The organism is Amycolatopsis sp. cmx-4-54 (genome assembly GCF_046548895.1).
In the GTDB taxonomy this organism is placed as follows: Bacteria; Actinomycetota; Actinomycetes; order Mycobacteriales; family Pseudonocardiaceae; genus Amycolatopsis.
Window position 1 is genome coordinate 576,475 of sequence record NZ_JAEBEJ010000004.1, and the last position, 18,133, is coordinate 594,607.

Genomic DNA, 18,133 nt, shown 5'->3' on the forward strand with positions numbered 1-18,133 from the left:
AACGTTGAAGGTTGCGAAAGTGGCTTTCGCAACACCTCCCCGCTTCTCTGCGGCCACAGCACACAGCGGGCTCACAGGCGGGACACAACGCGCGCATACGACCGCGGCGCACCCTCGGGTCATGGCACCCGGCCCGGCCCCGACCACCGGCCCGCGCCGGTGGACCCGGCCGGGGCGGCTTTCCCTGCGCGCCAAGCTGACCGGCTCGATGGTGCTGCTGCTCACCTTCGTCTGCCTGGTGACCGGGGTCGCCAGCGAGGTCGCGCTGCGGTCGTTCCTCACCCGCCAGATCGACGACCAGCTCTCGGCCGCGTCGGCCCGCGCCCACGACTTCGCGAGCCGTCCACCGGAGGACGGCCTCGGCCCCGACCCGCTCAACGCGCCGGGCCAGGCCTCCGGGACGCTCAGCGTGCGCCTTTCCGGTGACCGGGTGTTGTACGCGGGAGTCCTCACCGTGCAAGGACTCCCCCAGGGCCTGTCGGCCGAGCAGGAGTCCGGTCTGTTCCTGATCCCGGCGGACCGGCCGCCGCTGACGCTGGCGCTCGGTGGTCTCGGCGACTACCGCGTGCAGGCCGTCTCGATCCCGGGCGGCGTGGTCGTCACCGGGCTCCCGCTCGCGCCGATGCAGGACACCTTGACCACCGTCCGGTGGATCCTGTCCGGTGTCGCGGCGGTGGGGGTCGCCGGTGCCGGGTTTCTCGGCGCGTTCGCGGTCCGGCGCACGTTGCGGCCGCTCGACCGGGTCGCGGTGACCGCCGGCCGGGTGTCGGCCATGCGGCTCGACCGCGGTCAGGTCGCGCTTTCCGTGCGGGTGCCCGAGATCGACACCGACCCCCGGACCGAGGTCGGCCAGGTCGGTTCGGCGCTGAACCTCATGCTCGGGCACATCTCGCGGGCGCTGGAAGCACGGCACGCCAGCGAGACCCGGGTCCGCCGGTTCGTCGCCGACGCGAGCCACGAGCTCCGCACCCCGCTCGCGGCGATCCGCGGGTACGCCGAACTCGCCGGCCGCGGCAGCGCGCTGGTGTCCCCGGAGGTCGGCCGCTCGATGACCCGGATCCAGTCCGAGGCCGCGCGGATGACCACCCTGGTCGAGGACCTGCTCCTGCTGGCGAGACTCGACGCGGGACGGCCACTCGAAGCGGGCGAGGTCGACCTGACCCGGCTGGCCGCGGACGCGGTCGGTGACGCGTATGTCGCCGGTCCGGAGCACCGCTGGGAGCTGCGGCTCCCGCCGGTCCCCGTGCTCGTCCACGGAGACGTCCAGCGCCTGCACCAGGTAGTGGCGAACCTGCTGTCCAACGCGCGCACGCACACCCCGCCGGGCACCACGGTGAGCACCGCGCTGGCCCGCTCGCACAGCGGGGCGGCGGTGCTCACCGTCACCGACGACGGCCCCGGTATCGCCCCCGACCTCCTGCCGAGCGTGTTCGAACGGTTCGCCCGCGACTCCTCCTGGTCCCGGACCGCGGGCGGTACCGGGCTCGGGATGGCGATCGCGTCGGCCATCGTCGTGGCCCATCACGGCTCGATCGAGGTGCACAGCCGTCCGGGGCACACGGAGTTCGCCGTCCAGCTGCCGGTGATCGGATCCTCACAGCGGGTGCACAGCCTCGGCACAACCATCCCCCAGGTCGGCCCCCGACGCTGACGCCATGACCCTCCTCGCCTCCCGCGACGAAGCCGATCGAACCGCTCCCCCCGCCAGAGACGAACCGGCCGATCCGCGCTGGGTCCGCCCTTCCGTGGCCGCGCTCCTGCTCGCGACCGCCGTCCTGTACCTCTGGAACCTCGGGGAATCCGGCTGGGCCAACGCTTTCTACTCCGCGGCCGCGCAGGCCGGGTCGGCGAGCTGGAAGGCGTTGTTCTTCGGTTCCAGCGACGCCGCGAACGCGATCACGGTCGACAAAACACCGGCCGCGTTGTGGGTGATGAGCCTTTCCGCGCGCCTGTTCGGCGTCAATGCCTGGAGTGTCCTGGTGCCACAGGCGCTGATGGGCGTCGGTTCGGTGGCGCTGCTGTTCGCCGCGGTGCGCCGGACTTCCGGTCCGGCCGCCGGTCTGCTGGCGGGTGCGGTCCTCGCGCTCACCCCGGCGGCCGCGCTGATGTTCCGGTTCAACAATCCCGACGCGCTGCTCGTCCTGCTCCTGACCGCGGGCGCCTACTGTGTCGTCCGCGCGCTGGAGAAGGCGAGTCCGCGCTGGCTGGCGCTGGCCGGGGTCGCCGTCGGTTTCGGTTTCCTCGCCAAGATGCTGCAGGCGTTCCTGGTGCTGCCCGCGTTCGGGCTCGCCTACCTGATCGCCGCGCCGACGACGGTGGGCCGCCGCCTTCTGCACCTGCTCGGCGCTTTGACCTCGACCCTCCTCTCGACCGGCTGGTATCTCGCCGTCGTCGCGTCGTGGCCTGCCGCCGACCGGCCGTATATCGGCGGCTCGCAGGAGAACAGCCTGTGGGAACTGGCTTTCGGCTACAACGGGCTCGGTCGCATCACCGGTGACGAGGTCGGCAGTGTCGGCGGGAACCCCAACGGCGGCTGGGGCGGCACGGGCTGGGACCGGTTGTTCGGCAGCGAGATGGCGGGCGGGATCGCGTGGCTGCTTCCGGCCGCCGTCGTCGCGCTGGCCGCCGGGCTGTGGTTCACCCGGCGCGCCCCGCGCACCGATCGCGGGCGCGCGGCGCTGATCGTCTGGGGTGGCTGGTTCGTGGTGACCGCCGCGGTGTTCAGCTACATGGGCGGGATCATCCACGCGTATTACACGATCGCGCTCGCCCCGGCGGTCGCCGCGCTCGTCGGGATCGCGAGCACGCAGTTGTGGCGCGCACGGGGGAATCCGGCCGCCGCGGGCATCTTGAGCGCCGGGATCGGCTTGACCGCGTTGACGGCGTACCTCCTGCTTTCCCGGCAGTCCGAATGGCTTCCCGGACTGTCGATCGCGATCCTCGTGGCCGGTCTCCTGTGCGCGTTCCTGGCGTTCTTCGTCTCGCGCTTACCCGATGTGGCAAGACGCCTGGTCGCCGTCGGCGCGCTGATCACCGTTCTCGCGGGCACCGGCGCGTACACGGTCGCGACGGCCGCGACCCCGCACTCCGGCGCGCTTCCCTCCGCCGGGCCGGAAACGGGCCGGGGGATGCGGATGGGCGGCGGCGGACTGCTCGGGACGAGCCTGCCCGGAGCCGACCTCGCCGCCCTGATCCGCCAAGACAGTGCGAAGTACACCTGGGCGGCGGCGGCCGTGGGCTCCAACAACGCGGCGGGCTATCAGCTCGGCAGCGGCGCGCCGGTGATGGCCGTCGGCGGCTTCAACGGCACGGACCCGGCTCCCACGCTGGAACGGTTCCAGGAATACGTCCGAAATGGACAGATCCACTACTTCCTCGGCGAAGGCATGATGATGCGCGGGGAAACCGGCAGCGACGCCGCCGAGCGAATCGCCGCCTGGGTCGCGGACACCTACCGGCCGACCACTGTGGACGGTATCGCCGTCTACGACCTCACCCGGTGAATCCCGTGACAGGACACAGCGACAGCACAGCTCGGACACAAGGCGACCTCAGCGCGATGACCGAGATTGACACGATGACCACCGCGACCCTCTCCGGCCCCGACACCGGCCGCCGCCCCGCCATCGCCCCGGACGGCTCCCCCGTGCTCGACGTCGTCATCCCCGTCCACAACGAGGAAACCGACCTCGAACCGTGCGTCCGACGGCTGCGCGCGCACCTCGTGGAGCAGTTCCCGTACGCGTTCCGGATCACCGTCGCCGACAACGCCAGCACCGACGGCACCCTGCGGGTCGCCGAGCGGCTGAGCCGGGAATTCGGCGACGTCGAAGTCCGCCACCTCGAAGAAAAAGGCCGCGGGCGCGCGCTGCGGTCGGTTTGGTCCACTTCGGACGCTCCGGTGCTCGCCTACATGGACGTCGACCTCTCGACCGATCTGGCCGCACTCGGACCGCTCGTCGCGCCACTGCTGTCCGGCCACTCCGACCTCGCCATCGGCAGCAGGCTCGCGCGCGGCGCGAGGGTGGTGCGCGGGCCGAAGCGGGAGTTCATTTCCCGCTGCTACAACCTGATCCTGCGCGGCACGCTGGCGGCGAGGTTCAGCGACGCGCAATGCGGCTTCAAGGCCATCCGCGCCGACGTCGCCGAACGGCTGCTCCCCCATGTCCAGGACGCCGGCTGGTTCTTCGACACCGAACTGCTCGTCCTGGCGCAGAAGGCCGGGCTGCGGATCCACGAGGTCCCGGTGGACTGGGTGGACGACCCGGACTCGTCGGTGAACATCATCGCCACCGCGACCGCCGATCTCAGAGGGATCGCGCGGCTGACCAAGGCGACGCTGACCGGACAGATCCCGATCAGCGGCCTTCGCGAGCAGCTGGGCCGGGCGCCGATCCAGGTGCGGGCGCCGGGGGTGGCACCGAGCCTGGTGCGGCAGCTGGTGCGGTTCGCCGCCGTCGGCGTCGCCAGCACCATCGCGTACCTCGTGCTTTTCCTGCTGCTGCGGACGTTCACCGGCGCGCAGGCGGCGAACCTCGTCGCGCTGCTGGTGACGGCGATCGGCAACACCGCGCTCAACCGGCGCCTGACCTTCGGTATCCGCGGCCGGGAGGGCGCCGGGTTGCACCAGTTCCAGGGCCTCATCGTGTTCGGCCTCGGGCTCGCGCTCACCAGTGGCGCGCTGGCGCTGTTGCACACGATGACGGCGCCCGGCCTGCCGCTCGAGATCACCGCGCTCGTGCTCGCGAACCTCGCGGCCACCGTCCTGCGTTTCCTGCTGCTGCGCGGCTGGGTGTTCCGCCGCCGCCCCGCCACCGAGATGGAGAGCTGACCCCATGACCACCGCACTCGCTTCCCGGGCGGAGCCCGGACACGTCGAGGAGAACGCCACGAAACCGCCGGGCCGGTGGGTCCGGCCCGCCGTCTTCGGGCTGCTCGCCGCCACCGCGGTGCTGTACTTCTGGAACCTGACCGCCTCCGGATACGGCAACTCGTTCTACGCCGCGGCGGTGCAATCCGGCACGCAGGACTGGAAAGCGTGGCTGTTCGGGTCACTCGACGCCGGGAATGTGCTCACCGTCGACAAACCCCCGGCCGCGCTCTGGGTGACGACGGCGTTCGCCCGGATCTTCGGCTTCTCCGGTTTCACCGTGCTGGCCCCGCAAGCGCTGATGGGAGTCGCCTCGGTAGGCCTGCTGTACCTGACGGTGAAACGGACCTCCGGGCCTGTCGCCGGCCTGTTCGCCGGGGCGGCGTTCGCCGTCACCCCGGTCGCCGCGCTCATGTTCAAGTTCAACAACCCCGACGCACTGCTGACGCTGCTGCTGATCGCCGGCGGATACTGCACGATCCGCGCCATCGAAAAGGCGAGCCCGCGCTGGCTGGCCTTCGCCGGCGTCGCCGTCGGGTTCGGCTTCCTGACCAAGATGATGCAGGCGTTCCTGGTGCTGCCCGCGTTCGGCCTCGCCTACCTGATCGCGGCGCCGGTATCGCTGGGCAAACGCCTGATTCACTTGGTTGGCGCGGTGATCGCCGTGGTCGTCTCGGCGGGGTGGTTCATCGCGCTGGTCGATCTGTGGCCCACCGATTCACGTCCGTACATCGGCGGTTCGAACGGCGACAGCCTGCTCGAACTGGCGCTGGGCTACAACGGCCTCGGCCGGATCTTCGGCATGGGCGGCGGCGTGATGGTCGGCGGTCCGAGCGGAGTCGTGAGCGGCTCGGCCGGCGGGAACGTCGGTTTCGGCGGCGAGAGCGGCCTGACCCGGATGTTCGGCGCGAGCTTCGGCGGCGAGGTGTCGTGGCTGCTGCCCGCCGCGCTGATCGGGCTGGTCGCCGGGCTGTGGTTCACCCGGCGGGCCGCCGGGACCGACCGGACGAGGGCAGCGCTGATCCTGTGGGGCGGCTGGATGTTCGTCACCTCACTGGTGTTCAGCTTCATGAGCGGCATCGTGCACCCGTACTACGCCGTCGCGCTGGCGCCGTCGATCGCCGCCGTGGTGGCGATCTCCGGGACCTCGCTGTGGCGCGGCCGGGCGCATCTCGCGCCGCGCGTCTTCCTGTCGCTGATGATAGCGGCCAGCGCCGTCTGGGCGTACATCCTCCTGGATCGCAACGCCGACTGGCTGCCCGCGCTGCGCTGGACCATCGCCGGGCTCGGCCTGGTGACCGCGACCGTCGTGCTGGTGGGTGTCCCGCCGATGCGGAAACTCGTCGCCGTCATCGCGACGGCCGCCGTACTGACCGTCGGCCTCGGCGCCACCGCGTTCGGCGTCGAAACCGCTTCGCAGGCGCACTCCGGGTCCATTCCGATCTCCGGTCCGGCAGCGGACGACACCCGGGGAATGGAAGAGGTCTCCTCCGCGGAGATCGGGGCCCTGCTCGCCGCGACCACGACGAAATGGGCGGCCGCGACGTCGAGTTCACAAGGGGCGGCGAGCCTGGAGCTCGCCAGCGGGAAGTCGGTGATCGGCATCGGCGGCTGGAGCGGCAGGGACCCCGCACCGACACTGGCGGAATTCCAGCGGTACGTGGCGAACGGGGAAATCACCTACTACCTCGAAGGCGGCCGGGGCGGCGGTCCCGGTGGCGGCTCGGACGAGATTGCCGAATGGGTCGCCGCGAACTTCACCGCCACCACGGTCGGCGAGCAGACGGTGTACCGCCTGCTTTCCTGAAAATACGTCGACAAAGGTCGGGGCCCACGGGAATCCTGGACGGCGTGAATCGGCCGTACCGCTGGGATCTCGTGCGCCCCGACCAGCTCGGGACGCTACTGGAGCGCGCGGAAAAGCCCTCGCTGTGGTTTCTGGACGAGCTGATCGAATGCGCCGCGAAGGTGATCGCCCGCGCCGGTGACGCGGATCTGTACTTCGTCGGGCGCTCCGCGGACAGCGTGCACGATCTGCTGAGCGGAACCCCTTGGCGGGAAAGGATCCACCAGTTGCCGTTGTCCTTCGCCGGCACCTGGAACGGCCTGACGGAGTCCGATGTGGACACACTTCGCGGGTATCTCGCCTCGGCCGGCCTGAGCCCGCACGACCTGGCGCGCGGGCGGCCGAAGGTGTTCGTCGACCTCGTCTACACAGGACAGACGTTCACCGGCCTCTACCGGCTGCTGCGGACCTGGATCGACGACGAACGCGAGGCCTGGAGCATCATCCGCGGGCGGCTCCGATTCCTCGGGATCACCATCCGCGAGGACACGAGCCCGTCGGCGTTCCGCTGGCAGCAGCACTTCGGCTGGCCCGCCGAACTGCCGTCGCACGCCGTGCGGAACATCTCGCTCGACGAGCCGGTCTGGCTCTACTTCGGGAACACGCAGCCCAAGCTCACGGCGTCGTTCCCGCGGCCACGCTGGTCGGACGAGAACGGCCGCGCGCCGGAGCATTCGGAAAAGCGGCTGCGGGGGCTGGCCGAGGCGGTCGCGATCGTCGATGCGGGGCGCTCGAAGGCGGGCCGAGACCTGCTGGTGCGGCATCTGCGGAAGGAACCGGCGATGGCGGAGAGCTGGCTGCGGACGCTGATCACGCGCCTGCGGTGACCCGGCCTCGTGAGCGGTAAGGACGGGTCTTGAGGGGTAAGTGGCGTGTTGCGAAAGCCACTTTCGCAACGTTGAAGGTTGCGAAAGTGGCTTTCGCAACGTCGGCGAGTGGCCGGCCGGCCGGGTGGGGGTCGATCGTGGCGGGTGTGTCGCCGGTTTCGGGCGGAACGCCCCGTGGAGTGCCGGCCACGACATGTTTGCCTTACCCCTCACGAGGACTCGAGCTTCACAGACCGACAGCCGCATGACACCGAACCCTCAGGTCGTCCACAGGAAACAGGCGGATCCTGGAAGTGGGCAGGAAATCACCAGGGGTGAGGAGAAGACCATGAGGGAGCTTCCACACTGGCACACGGCGAGCGCGCAGGGGCCGCGCGAGCACAACGCGGACGCCGTCGCGGCGTACGCGGCCTCGGACGGCCGGGGGATCGCGTTCGCACTGGCCGATGGAGTCGGAGATCACCCGAACGCGGCACGCGCGGCGCGGACGGCGGCCTCGGCGGCGGCCAGGGCACCGGTCGAGCGGGGGGCGGTCGGGGCCGTTCTCGCTGCTCAGCGAGCCGTGCTCGCCCTCGGTGACGCCGGTGACTGCGTCCTCGTCGTGGCCGTCCGGACCGACGAGGGGTATGGCATCGCGTGGGTCGGGGACGCACGGGCGTACGCTTGGGACGGTTACACCGTGCGGCAGGTGACGAAGGACCATACGCTCGCGCAGTACTTCCGCGACCACGGCCAACCCGTGACACCGCGGATGGAACACGTCGTCACCACCAGCGTCCGCACGGCCGGTGCGCACGAGATCGGCACGGCCACCGTCACCACCGGCGGGCTTCTGCTCACCAGCGACGGTGTGCACAAGACGCTCAGCGGGCCGACCATGCTCGACATCCTCGGGATGCCGGACAGGGCGGCCACCGAGCTGGTGCGGACGGCGATCTCGCTCGGTGGCTCCGACAACGCCACCGCGCTCGTGGTGGATCCGCCCGGCGCGGAGGTCACCACGGAAAAGTTTCGCGTCGCGGCCTGAACCGGGCGGTCAGGCCGCGACGCGATCCCGTTTGAGCTGCCGGTACTCGCGCAGGACCAGTACGACGATCACGACGTCGAGGGCGGCGAAGAACGGAAGCGCGAGTGAGTGCGTGTGGATCGCGCGGAAGATCTCGTAGACCACGAACGCCGAAAGCACCACGGCGGCGACGGGGTACGCCCGCATCACCTTCTTCGCCAGCGCCCAGACCAGGCCGAGTTTGACGAGGCCGTGCGCGACGAGGTAGACGACGGCGAAGGTCCGGCCCTCGGCGAAGTGGCCGGCGGCGAGTTCGAGGTGCCGGGCCAGCGTCCCTTCGGGATCGCCGAGCAGGTCTCGGGTGACCACGGCGTGCGCGAAACCGGAGATGACCGACGCCGGGACGATCATCAGCACCAACCCGCCCAGCAGCTGCAAAGCGCCGTCGAGCCCCTTCAGGGTGATGGCGATCCGGAACAGCTTCTCAGTGCTCATGGGCACTCCCTCCGCGATCACCTCACCCTGCCGCAGCCCGCCGCCGCGCGCAGCCGCCGTCACCGGAACAGGCGGTCCCGGCAGGTCGGGCACCGCTCGTGCCGCGCGGTCCGCCCGGAGAGGTCCCTGCCGTAGAAGGGAAAGCACGGCGCACCGCAGACGGCGAGGTAGATCCGCCCGCAGCGCAGCGGCCGCTCGCCGACGTGATGGGCCACGGCCAGCGCCCGGTGGTGCGCGCCCGCTTCGGGCAGCCAGCCGTTGTCGGGCAGCTTCGCGAGCACGTCGGCGTTGACGTCGTCCGAGCGGCGGAGCAGCGCCGTACCCAGTTCGGTGAGCCGTTCCCCGAGATCACGGAGGACGTCGGCGCGCGGCAGGTCCTCTTCGACCATCCGGGTGACGAAGCTGATGTCGGTGCCCAAGGAGCCGTGGAGGTCCCGGAGCCGGTCGAGCAGGCAGTGATCCATGCCCTTCCATTAAGGCGTTGCGCCCGGGCAAGGAAAGCCTCAGGACGCGTAGGTGACTCGGCCGTCCATGATCGTGGCGGTGATCGGGATGTCGCGCAGGCCCGCCGGCGACAGCCGCACCGGATCCACCGCGGTGACGACCAGATCCGCGACGTCCCCGACGGCCACCCCGGTCCGGCCACCGGACGACGCCGCGAGCGCGGCCTCCAGCGGCATGGCTTGCTCGGGATGCCACGGCGGACGCTCGTCGTCGGTGCGGCTGACCGCCGACGCGATCGCGTCCCACGGGTCCAGCGGTGCCACCGGCGCGTCCGAGCCGAACTCCAGCGTCACCCCGGAGCGATGCAATGCGCCGTACGGGAAGGCCCGATCGGTCCAGCCGTGCCAGTGCCGGTCGGCGACGTCGCGGTCGTCCGGCTGGTGGGCGGGCTGCACACTCGCCACGACACCCAGCTCGGCGAAACGCGCGACGTCCTCGGCGCGCAGCAGCTGCGCGTGCTCGATGCGGCCCGCGCACCCGACCTTGGCGAAGGCGTCGAGCGCGATCTTGTTGGCGTGGTCGCCGATCGCGTGCACCGCGGGTGAAAGGCCGTGTTGGGATGCCTTGCGCATCAACGGTTCCAGCTCCTCGGGCGGCAGTTCGAGCAGCCCGTGGGAGTCGGTTCCGGCGTAGTGACCCACGCAGTACGCGGTGCGTGTGTTCAGCGAACCGTCGACGAACAGCTTGAACGGGCCGACCGTGAGCAGTCCGCCACTGCCCTCCAGAACGTCCCCGGACCGGTGGCCACGTTCGATGGCGGCGTCGAGCAGGTACTTCGCGATCACACAGGAAACCCGGACCGGCAGGGGTTTCCGCGCCAGCCGTCGCCGCCAGTCGGTGACCGTGTCGGCGTATTCGTAGTCGACGATCCTGGTGACGCCGCGGGCGGCCGCCGCGTGGAGGGCGTCGGCCACCCAGCCGTCGATGACGTCCTCGGGTGCGATCGGGAGTTCGGCCGTCGCGCTCATGCAGTCGTTCTCCAGCAGCACCCCGGTCGGATGCTCACGGCCGATGAGCTTCAGCGCGGCCGGACTGAGCCACAACGTGTGGAGATCGGCGCTGAACAGCGCGACCGGATGACCGGGCAGTGCCTTCTGCAGCAGATCCTTGTGCGGGGCGTCGGGCCAGAGTCCGTCGCGGAACCCGGCGCCGAGCACGAGTTCGCCGGGCGGCGCGGGATTCGCCAGCAGGTGGGCCAGCACCCGCTCGACCGTGTGCGCGGCGGAAGTCGCCTCCCCCAGCGGAATCCGGCGGCGCGCGGCCGACCACTGGGCGGTGTGCACGTGCGCGTCGACCAGACCGGGCAACAGGGTGCCGCCGTGCCCGTCCAGGATCTCCGACGCCTCACCCGCCTGCCCCGGGCCCGCGATGGCCGCGATCCGGCCGCCCTCGATCCGCACGTCCGACAGGGAACCCGCCAAGCCGACCCGGACCCGGCGCAACAGAAGATCGTCCACGCTCTCACCTTGCCAGCCCGGCCGCGTTTCGTCCTCTGGATGCGCTCCTTGCGCACGCCCCCGACCGCGTTTCGTCCTCTGGATGCGGTCGTTCGCGATGCCAACCACCGCATTCAGAGGACGAAATGCGGGAGTGGTCAGGAGCGGGCGAAGGTGAGCTTTCCGAGCGCGGCGACCAAAGGCGCGAGTTCCGGGAGTTCTTCGGCGGCGGCGAGGGCCTCGGTGAGGACGGTGTCGTGCGTCGGCCGCGCGACCGCGAGCAGCTCCTGCCCGGCGGGCGTGACCTCCGTGTAGATCCCCCGCCGGTCGTCCGGGCACAGGTACCGCTGCAGCAGTCCCCTGTCCTCCAGCCGCGACACCAGCCGGGTCGTCGCCGACTGGCTGAGCACGACGGCGTTCGACAGCTGGTTCATCCGCAGGTGAAAACCGTCCTGACGGGCGAGCACGTCCAGCACGGTGTACTCGCTCACGGACAGCGAGTGCTGCTGCGCCAGCGCTCGCTCGAGCGCGTCCTCGATCCGCGCGTGCAGTGCGGCCAGAGTCCGCCAGCCCTGCGCGCGTGCCTCCACGGCGTCGTCGGCCAGTGACACGGTTCACCTCTTCCCCGGTTGCCCGAGCTTCGTTGCGTGCTGCATCATCAAGCGTGTGCAATATACGGCGCGTGCAACTATTTCAGACGCCCGTAGTTGCCAACGCCAGACAACATCACTCTACGGGAAGAAGTGAGCCTCCAATGCCTGCCGCTCTGCTCGCACTGGCGATCAGTGCCTTCGGTATCGGCACCACCGAGTTCGTGATCATGGGCCTGCTGCCCGAGGTCGCGGCCGACTTCGGCGTCTCGATCCCCTCCGCCGGGTTGCTGATCTCCGGATACGCGCTGGGCGTCGTGGTCGGCGCCCCGCTGCTGACCGCGCTCGCGTCGCGGGTGCCGCGCAAGACGGTCCTCGTCGGCCTGATGGTCCTGTTCATCGCCGGCAACGTCGTTTCCGCGCTGGCCCCCACCTACGGCCTGCTGATGACCGGCCGCGTGGTCGCCGCGCTCTCGCACGGCGCGTTCTTCGGCGTCGGCGCGGTCGTCGCCGCCTCGCTGGTCGCGCCGACCACGCAGGCGGGCGCCATCGCGATGATGTTCACCGGGCTGACCGTCGCCAACGTCCTCGGCGTCCCCGCCGGAACCGCGCTCGGGCAGGCGCTGGGCTGGCGTTCGACGTTCTGGGCGGTCAGCGCGCTCGGCGTGATCGGCCTGATCGGGATCCTCGCGCTGGTGCCCGCGCAGGCGACGACGAAGAGCGCCGGACTGCGCAGCGAACTCGCCGTGTTCCGGCGTCCGCAGGTGTGGCTCGCCCTGGCGATGACCGCGCTCGGTTTCGCCGGGGTGTTCGCGTCCTTCACCTACATCGCCCCGATGATGACCGAGGTCGCCGGCTTCTCCCCCGGCGCGGTGACCTGGCTGCTGGTGCTGTTCGGCGGCGGCCTGTTCGTCGGTAACCTGCTCGGCGGCAAGGCGGCCGACCGGTCGCTGATGCCCAGCCTGTACGTCATCCTCGCCGTGCTCGCGGCCGTGCTGGTCGTGTTCGTCTTCACCGCGCACGCCCAGCTTCCCGCCGCGATCACCATCGCGGTCTTCGGCGCCGCCGGTTTCGCGACCGTCGCGCCGCTGCAGGCCCGCGTCATGAACAAGGCCGAAGGCGCGCCCGCGCTGGCTTCGGCGGCCAACATCGCCGCGTTCAACCTCGGCAACGCCGCGGGCGCGTGGCTCGGCGGCAAGGCCATCGACGCCGGTCTCGGCTACACCGCGCCCAACTGGATCGGCGCCGCGCTCGCACTCGCCGGACTGCTGGTCGCGGTCATCTCAGGCATGCTCGATCACGGGCGGCGAAAGGCTCGTCGCGCCGAACTGGCCCCCGCCGCCTGAACCGGAAACACCCACGAAAGGAACGCAAGTGACCGACATTCCCACCGTCGAGCTCGACAACGGGGTGGAGATGCCGCAGCTCGGGTTCGGCGTCTTCCAGGTGCCGGACGAGGAGACCACCGCCGCGGTCAAGGCCGCGCTGGACGCGGGCTACCGCAGCATCGACACCGCCGCCATCTACGGCAACGAAGCGGGCGTCGGCAAGGCACTCGCCGAGTCCGGGATCCCTCGCGACGAGCTGTTCATCACCACCAAACTGTGGAACAGCGAACAGGGCTACGACGCCACGCTGAAGGCGTTCGACGCCAGCCTGGCCAAGCTGGGCCTCGATCAGGTGGACCTCTACCTCATCCACTGGCCGACGCCGGAGCGCGATCTCTATCGCGACACGTGGAAGGCCTTCGAGAAGCTCTACGCCGACGGCCGCGTGCGCGCGATCGGCGTGTCCAATTTCCAGCCCGCGCATCTCGAACGGCTTCTCGACGCGGGTTCGGTGCCCCCGGCGGTCAACCAGGTCGAGGTGCACCCGTACCTGCAGCAGGCCGCGGTGCGCGAATTCGACGCGAAACACGGCATCGCGACCGAGGCCTGGAGCCCGCTCGCCAAGGGCGGCGACCTGCTCGGCGAAGGCGCGATCACCGCGCTGGCTTCGAAGCACGGCCGCACGCCGGCGCAGATCGTCCTGCGGTGGCACCTGCAGCTGGGCAACATCGTCATCCCGAAGTCCGTGACGCCGTCGCGGATCAAGGAGAACCTCGACGTCTTCGGGTTCACGCTGTCGGAGGAGGACATCGCTTCGCTGTCCGTGCTGGACCGGGGCGAGCGGACCGGGCCGGATCCCGACACCTTCAACGTCGCCTGAGCACGGTCCGCTGTCCGTGAAGGCCTCCTTGAGGGACCCAGAGTCCCTCAAGGAGGCCTTCACGGACTTCGCAGGTCACGGGCGTAGCTCGTTGTTCCGGCCCGAGCCCGCTGCGTAGCCGGTTACTATTCGGCCGCACAGACGGCACTTGTGCGAAAAGAGGTAACCGGACGATGCAGGCCCGAGGACGCGCCGTCCTCGCGACACTTCTGCTCGTGGCGTTCCCAGTGGTGGTCGTCGCGGTGGGTGTCGCCAGTGTGCTGGCGGGCCTGCGGATCCAGGGCAAGATCGGCACCTACGTCATGCTCGGCGGGCTCGCGATCATGATCGCGCTCGGCTTCGGGCTGGTGAGCGCGCTGCGGGCGCGGCGTCCCCCGATCGAGGGACCGCGGCTGGACCGCGAGGCGCATCCCGCGCTGTGGGAGATGATCGACGACCTCGCCGCCCAGGTGAAGACGCGGCCGCCGGACGAGATCGTGCTGATCGGCGAGATCAACGCCGCGGTCAGCGAGGACGCCCGCTTCCTCGGTCTGCGGCCGGGCCGCCGCACGATGCTGATCGGGCTGCCGCTGCTGGCCGCGCTGAGCGTGAGCGAGCTGCGCGCGGTGCTCGCGCACGAACTCGGCCACTACAGCGGCGGCCACACCCGCCTGCTCGCGCTGACCTACCGCGGCACCCAGACGCTCGCCTTCACCGTCGACAGGCTGGACGGCGGCCCCGCCAGGGCCTTGCTCTCCGCCTACTCCAAGCTGTATCTCCTGGTCGCGCGGTCGGCGAACCGCAGGCAGGAACTGCAGGCCGACGAGGCGTCCGTGCTCGCGGCGGGCAGCCGGACGGCGGCCGCGGCGCTGCGGAAGGTCGCCACGCTGAGCCCGCTGTGGAAGGACTACTCCGAGCGCTATCTCTCGCTCGGCGCGGCGGCGCGGCGCACCCCCGCCGTCCTGCTGGGGTTCCGGTCGTACCTCAACCACCCCGTCCAGCGGGACTGGGTGACCGAGTACGCCGACGACGTCATCGACGGCGAAGAGCTGTCGAAGTACGACAGCCATCCGCCCACGAAGCGGCGGATCGCCGCGCTGGCGGGCGTGCCGGACAACCCGGTGAAGCCGGACGCGCGGCCGGGCTGGTCGCTCCTGGGCGCGCCGAAGATCGACGTGCCCGAGGCGGAACTGAACGTGCTGGTCCGCGACGTCGGACCGCGCGCCGACTGGGACGAGGTCGTCAAACGCGCGGGCCGCGCTTCGGTGGCGGAGGGCGCGAGGCTGCTGACCTCGGCGGGGATCGAGAGCAGGCTGGCGCCGCGCGGCACGATCGGCGAGGTCGTGCGGGTGCTGCGTGACGGGGACGCCGACGCGCTCGCCAAACCCCTGCGGGCGCCGTCCCGCGAGGACGGCCTCGCACTGCTCACCGAGCTGTTCGCCGACACCGTCACCGCCGCGATGATCGACAACGGCGTCGCCGCGCACCGCCTGAACTGGGGCGGCGGCTGGGAACTGTGCCTCGGCGACGGCGAGCCGTTCGACGTCGCCGAACTGGTCGGCCCGGCGGTGCGGAGCCCCCGCGCGGTCGACGAACTGGTCCACAACCTGCAGCTGCTGAGCGTGCCCGCCGCGTACTTCTGCAAACAGGAACCCCAGCCGGAACCGGATCCCGCCGAAGCCAGGATGCTCGGGCTGTTCACCGCGCTCAAGGCCAAGCGGAAGCTCTACGACCTGATCGTCTGCGACACCGAAGTGGTGCTGCTGCCGATGGCGCGTTCGGTGCTGATCCGCCGCGGCCTCGCCGGCCTGATCGGGGCGCGCGGTGTGTCGGACCGCAAGCGGATCCGGAAGCTGCGCGAGCGCGGCCTCGACGATCTGCGCGCCGAGCGGGGCGCCCGGCGGATCCCGTTCCCGGACATCGTCGCGGGCGGTTTTCCCCGCCGGAAGCTCACCGCGTACCTGACGCTGGAGTTGTCCGACGGCGAGACGCTGGAACTGGCATTCACCGGCAACACCGAGGACTTCGGGACCGCGCACGACGAACTGACGGCGTTCTTCAGGTCGCTGAGGGCTTGAGCGCGCGGCCGTATCGGTCCCCCACGGGCCGTTGCGAAAGCCACTTTCGCAACGTTGAAGGTTGCGAAAGTGGCTTTCGCAACGCGCCGACGACGACCTGCCCCGCCCTAAGGCTTGATCCCCACACCGCCGAGGCTCAGCTGGTTCAGCTCGCTCAACGGCGCGAGCCGCGGCCCTTCCGGCCACCATTCGTGCAGGTGGACGACGCCGGGCTCGAGCACTTCCAGCCCGTCGAACAGCGACTCGATCTCGTCGCGGCCGCGGTGCACCGTGCGGTGCCCGGTGCTCGCCATGAGGTCGTCGAGCTTCCGGGCGAGCGCGCCGCGTGCGCCCTCGCCCGGGGTGAAGTCGTGGGTGATCAGCACGTAGGAGCCGGGTGCGATCGCGTCGACGTAGGCGCGCACGACGGCCTGTGCCTGGCCGAGGTCTTCGATGTGGTGCAGCACCGAGTTCAGGATCACCGCGACCGGGCGGTCGAACTCGATGTGCTCGGCGACGACCGGATCGGCGACGGTCTGCCCGGGATCGGTCAGATCCGCGCCGCTCACGTGGACGAGGTGGTCTTCCAGCAACGCCAGCCCGTGCGCCTGGACGACCGGGTCTTGGTCGACGTAGACGACCAGCGCGTCCGGGTTGTACCGCTGCGCCGCCTGGTGGGTGTTCTCCGAGGTGGGCAGGCCGGAACCCAGGTCGAGGAACTGGTCGATACCGCGGGCGCCGGCGAGGAACCGGACCACCCGGTTCGCCCAGGAGCGGAACTCCTTGGCCATGGCCGCGGCGTCGGGGGCGACGGCGAGCAGGTCCTCGACGGCCCGCCTGTCGACCTCGTAATGGTCGTGCCCGCCGAGAAGGACGTCCTTCATCCGGGCGAGGTTGGGCTTGCTGTAGTCGAGGGGAAGCGGGCGCCTCGGCACAGACCGGACCTCGTCCGAAGTCATGGACACGTTCCACCCTTCAGCCGCGCACGGGCCGCGCGAACGCGCCCACGGCTCCCTCGACATCGACGGACCGTACACAGATTACGACATGGCGTGCATCCAAGTGAACCTCCCCAAGGGCCTTGCCTACCTGCGACGATCAGCCGAAGACGAGCTCACGCCAGGTGACACCGCCGTCGGTGGTGCGGTACACGGCGGACCCGCCTTCCGCGTCGGGCAGGCCGTCCACGACCACCCCGACCCGCTCGTCCGGGAAGTCCAGGTCGTTGAGGCAGACACCGCGGCCGCTGAGCACGGTCGTCGTCCAGGTCGACCCGCCGTCGGCGGTGCTGTGCAGGAATCCGGTGCCACCGCCTTCCGCCGCGACGGTCGCCGCCGCGGGCGAGGCCGCGCTGAAGCTCTGGTCGATCCCGAGTGTCGGCGCTTGGCCCGTCCCGGTGAAATGCCCGCCGAGCTTCGGCGCGCGCCACAGCCGCCGGACGGTCGCCCCCGGCTGCGGCGTCCCCGGTCCCCCGCTGCACAGCGCCAGCACCTGCCCCCGCCGGACTCCGCTCAGCGAAGCCGAGCTGTCCGCCGGGCAAGGCGGCGGCGCGTTCGTGAAGGTCAGGCCGTCCGACGAAGTCCAGTACTTCTGGACACGGTGGTCCGCCCCCATCGAGACCTGGACCCCACCGCTGGTGGCGATGTCGCCGTAGGTCGAGGAGCCGGTGACGGTGAATCCCGGGACCGGCAGGAGCAGCCGCGTGCCGGAGATCCCGGCGTACAGCGTCGTCGTCGACGGAGTGCCGAATCCGGTGACCATCGCGAACACCCGCGGTCCGGATTCGGCGATCTTCGAAATATAGAAGGGTTCCCGGACCCCGACGAGCCGGACCTCGGACCAGTTGCCGCCGCCGTCGTGGCTGGCGAGCAGCCGGGTGCCGTCGGAAAGGAACGCGTCGCGCTCGTCGATCACCGTGAGTTTGACCTGATTGTGGTTGTCCGGCAACGAGATCGGCGGTTCACCGACGCGGCGCCACCGCTTCCCGCCATCGGTGGTCGACAGCAGCGACGCGCACCATCCCGGTCTGCCGCACGGGGAAAAGCCGAGGACGAAGCCGCGCAGCGGTCCGGTCCAGCTCGTCGACGCGGGGGCGAAACCCTTGGGCACCAGCGCGTCGGCGGCGGCGGGCGGGGTGAAGACGGCCAGGGCGGTCAGTGCGGTGGCGGCGAGCGCGGCCCACCGGTTCGGCTTCATGACCACGAGACGTCCGGCCCCCGCCCCGGTTGCCCGCCGTTCAGGGTGAACCCCCCGTTCATCTCCGGTACGCTCGCAAACCTTGTTTCGCCCGGGGCCGGACCGGGTATACGGCGTTC

Annotated in this window: 15 protein-coding genes; 9 read left to right on the plus strand and 6 right to left on the minus strand. The window is 70.7% G+C overall.

Annotated elements, in window-relative coordinates:
- The first annotated feature begins 121 nt into the window (after nt 1-121).
- The 6 genes from ACLJQ7_RS16545 to ACLJQ7_RS16570 all read left to right on the plus strand — a co-directional run bounded on the left by ACLJQ7_RS16545 (nt 122) and on the right by ACLJQ7_RS16570 (nt 8,570).
- Nucleotides 122-1,651: a sensor histidine kinase gene (locus ACLJQ7_RS16545; protein ID WP_410649080.1), complete on the plus strand. Its 1,530-nt coding sequence runs from the start codon at nt 122-124 to the stop codon at nt 1,649-1,651.
- Nucleotides 1,652-1,655: 4 nt separating this feature from the next.
- Nucleotides 1,656-3,503: an ArnT family glycosyltransferase gene (locus ACLJQ7_RS16550; RefSeq protein ID WP_410649081.1), complete on the plus strand. Its 1,848-nt coding sequence runs from the start codon at nt 1,656-1,658 to the stop codon at nt 3,501-3,503.
- Nucleotides 3,504-3,577: 74 nt separating this feature from the next.
- Nucleotides 3,578-4,831, plus strand: coding sequence for a glycosyltransferase (locus tag ACLJQ7_RS16555; RefSeq protein ID WP_410649082.1), 1,254 nt, complete (start codon nt 3,578-3,580; stop codon nt 4,829-4,831).
- Between the two features lie 4 nt (nt 4,832-4,835).
- Nucleotides 4,836-6,677: a glycosyltransferase family 39 protein gene (locus tag ACLJQ7_RS16560; RefSeq protein WP_410649083.1), complete on the plus strand. Its 1,842-nt coding sequence runs from the start codon at nt 4,836-4,838 to the stop codon at nt 6,675-6,677.
- A gap of 44 nt (nt 6,678-6,721) precedes the next feature.
- A complete protein-coding gene (locus ACLJQ7_RS16565) occupies nt 6,722-7,543 on the plus strand; it encodes a hypothetical protein (RefSeq protein ID WP_410649084.1) in 822 nt (273 codons plus the stop codon).
- A 328-nt stretch (nt 7,544-7,871) separates the two neighbouring features.
- The gene (locus ACLJQ7_RS16570) at nt 7,872-8,570 is read left to right on the plus strand and encodes a PP2C family protein-serine/threonine phosphatase (protein WP_410649085.1); all 699 of its coding nucleotides are present in this window, start codon (nt 7,872-7,874) and stop codon (nt 8,568-8,570) included.
- Nucleotides 8,571-8,579: 9 nt separating this feature from the next.
- Here the strand turns inward: ACLJQ7_RS16570 and ACLJQ7_RS16575 are convergent, their stop codons facing one another.
- The 4 genes from ACLJQ7_RS16575 to ACLJQ7_RS16590 form a co-directional block, all read right to left on the minus strand.
- Entirely contained in the window at nt 8,580-9,044 is a 465-nt protein-coding gene (locus tag ACLJQ7_RS16575) for a DUF2127 domain-containing protein (RefSeq protein ID WP_410649086.1), read from the minus strand.
- A 59-nt stretch (nt 9,045-9,103) separates the two neighbouring features.
- Nucleotides 9,104-9,508, minus strand: coding sequence for a hypothetical protein (locus tag ACLJQ7_RS16580; RefSeq protein ID WP_410649087.1), 405 nt, complete (start codon nt 9,506-9,508; stop codon nt 9,104-9,106).
- A gap of 39 nt (nt 9,509-9,547) precedes the next feature.
- On the minus strand, nt 9,548-11,005 hold the full coding sequence (locus tag ACLJQ7_RS16585; protein ID WP_410649088.1) for an amidohydrolase: 1,458 nt from the start codon (nt 11,003-11,005) through the stop codon (nt 9,548-9,550).
- Nucleotides 11,006-11,142: 137 nt separating this feature from the next.
- The gene (locus ACLJQ7_RS16590; RefSeq protein WP_410649089.1) at nt 11,143-11,595 is read right to left on the minus strand and encodes a MarR family winged helix-turn-helix transcriptional regulator; all 453 of its coding nucleotides are present in this window, start codon (nt 11,593-11,595) and stop codon (nt 11,143-11,145) included.
- 143 nt (nt 11,596-11,738) lie between these two features.
- Between ACLJQ7_RS16590 and ACLJQ7_RS16595 the strand changes: the two genes are divergently transcribed.
- The 3 genes from ACLJQ7_RS16595 to ACLJQ7_RS16605 all read left to right on the plus strand — a co-directional run bounded on the left by ACLJQ7_RS16595 (nt 11,739) and on the right by ACLJQ7_RS16605 (nt 15,839).
- Nucleotides 11,739-12,920, plus strand: coding sequence for an MFS transporter (locus ACLJQ7_RS16595; RefSeq protein ID WP_410649090.1), 1,182 nt, complete (start codon nt 11,739-11,741; stop codon nt 12,918-12,920).
- Nucleotides 12,921-12,948: 28 nt separating this feature from the next.
- A complete protein-coding gene (locus ACLJQ7_RS16600; protein ID WP_410649091.1) occupies nt 12,949-13,782 on the plus strand; it encodes an aldo/keto reductase in 834 nt (277 codons plus the stop codon).
- 215 nt (nt 13,783-13,997) lie between these two features.
- Nucleotides 13,998-15,839, plus strand: coding sequence for a M48 family metalloprotease (locus ACLJQ7_RS16605; RefSeq protein ID WP_410649092.1), 1,842 nt, complete (start codon nt 13,998-14,000; stop codon nt 15,837-15,839).
- 107 nt (nt 15,840-15,946) lie between these two features.
- On the opposite strand, the gene ACLJQ7_RS16610 is transcribed toward ACLJQ7_RS16605, so the two are convergent.
- The gene (locus ACLJQ7_RS16610; protein WP_410649093.1) at nt 15,947-16,777 is read right to left on the minus strand and encodes an SAM-dependent methyltransferase; all 831 of its coding nucleotides are present in this window, start codon (nt 16,775-16,777) and stop codon (nt 15,947-15,949) included.
- A 139-nt stretch (nt 16,778-16,916) separates the two neighbouring features.
- Nucleotides 16,917-18,014 carry a hypothetical protein gene (locus ACLJQ7_RS16615; protein ID WP_410649094.1) on the minus strand — a complete coding sequence of 366 codons (1,098 nt, stop codon included), beginning with the start codon at nt 18,012-18,014 and terminating at the stop codon, nt 16,917-16,919.
- Nucleotides 18,015-18,133 lie beyond the last annotated feature (119 nt).

What these genes read in the sequence shown, in the direction of transcription:
- ACLJQ7_RS16575 (WP_410649086.1), bottom strand. Translation starts at nt 9,044, where the DNA reads ATGAGCACTGAGAAGCTGTTCCGGATCGCCATCACCCTGAAGGGGCTC.
- ACLJQ7_RS16580 (WP_410649087.1), bottom strand. Translation starts at nt 9,508, where the DNA reads ATGGATCACTGCCTGCTCGACCGGCTCCGGGACCTCCACGGCTCCTTG.
- ACLJQ7_RS16545 (WP_410649080.1), top strand. Translation starts at nt 122, where the DNA reads ATGGCACCCGGCCCGGCCCCGACCACCGGCCCGCGCCGGTGGACCCGG.
- ACLJQ7_RS16615 (WP_410649094.1), bottom strand. Translation starts at nt 18,014, where the DNA reads ATGAAGCCGAACCGGTGGGCCGCGCTCGCCGCCACCGCACTGACCGCC.
- ACLJQ7_RS16555 (WP_410649082.1), top strand. Translation starts at nt 3,578, where the DNA reads ATGACCACCGCGACCCTCTCCGGCCCCGACACCGGCCGCCGCCCCGCC.
- ACLJQ7_RS16610 (WP_410649093.1), bottom strand. Translation starts at nt 16,777, where the DNA reads ATGACTTCGGACGAGGTCCGGTCTGTGCCGAGGCGCCCGCTTCCCCTC.
- ACLJQ7_RS16550 (WP_410649081.1), top strand. Translation starts at nt 1,656, where the DNA reads ATGACCCTCCTCGCCTCCCGCGACGAAGCCGATCGAACCGCTCCCCCC.
- ACLJQ7_RS16570 (WP_410649085.1), top strand. Translation starts at nt 7,872, where the DNA reads ATGAGGGAGCTTCCACACTGGCACACGGCGAGCGCGCAGGGGCCGCGC.
- ACLJQ7_RS16595 (WP_410649090.1), top strand. Translation starts at nt 11,739, where the DNA reads ATGCCTGCCGCTCTGCTCGCACTGGCGATCAGTGCCTTCGGTATCGGC.
- ACLJQ7_RS16560 (WP_410649083.1), top strand. Translation starts at nt 4,836, where the DNA reads ATGACCACCGCACTCGCTTCCCGGGCGGAGCCCGGACACGTCGAGGAG.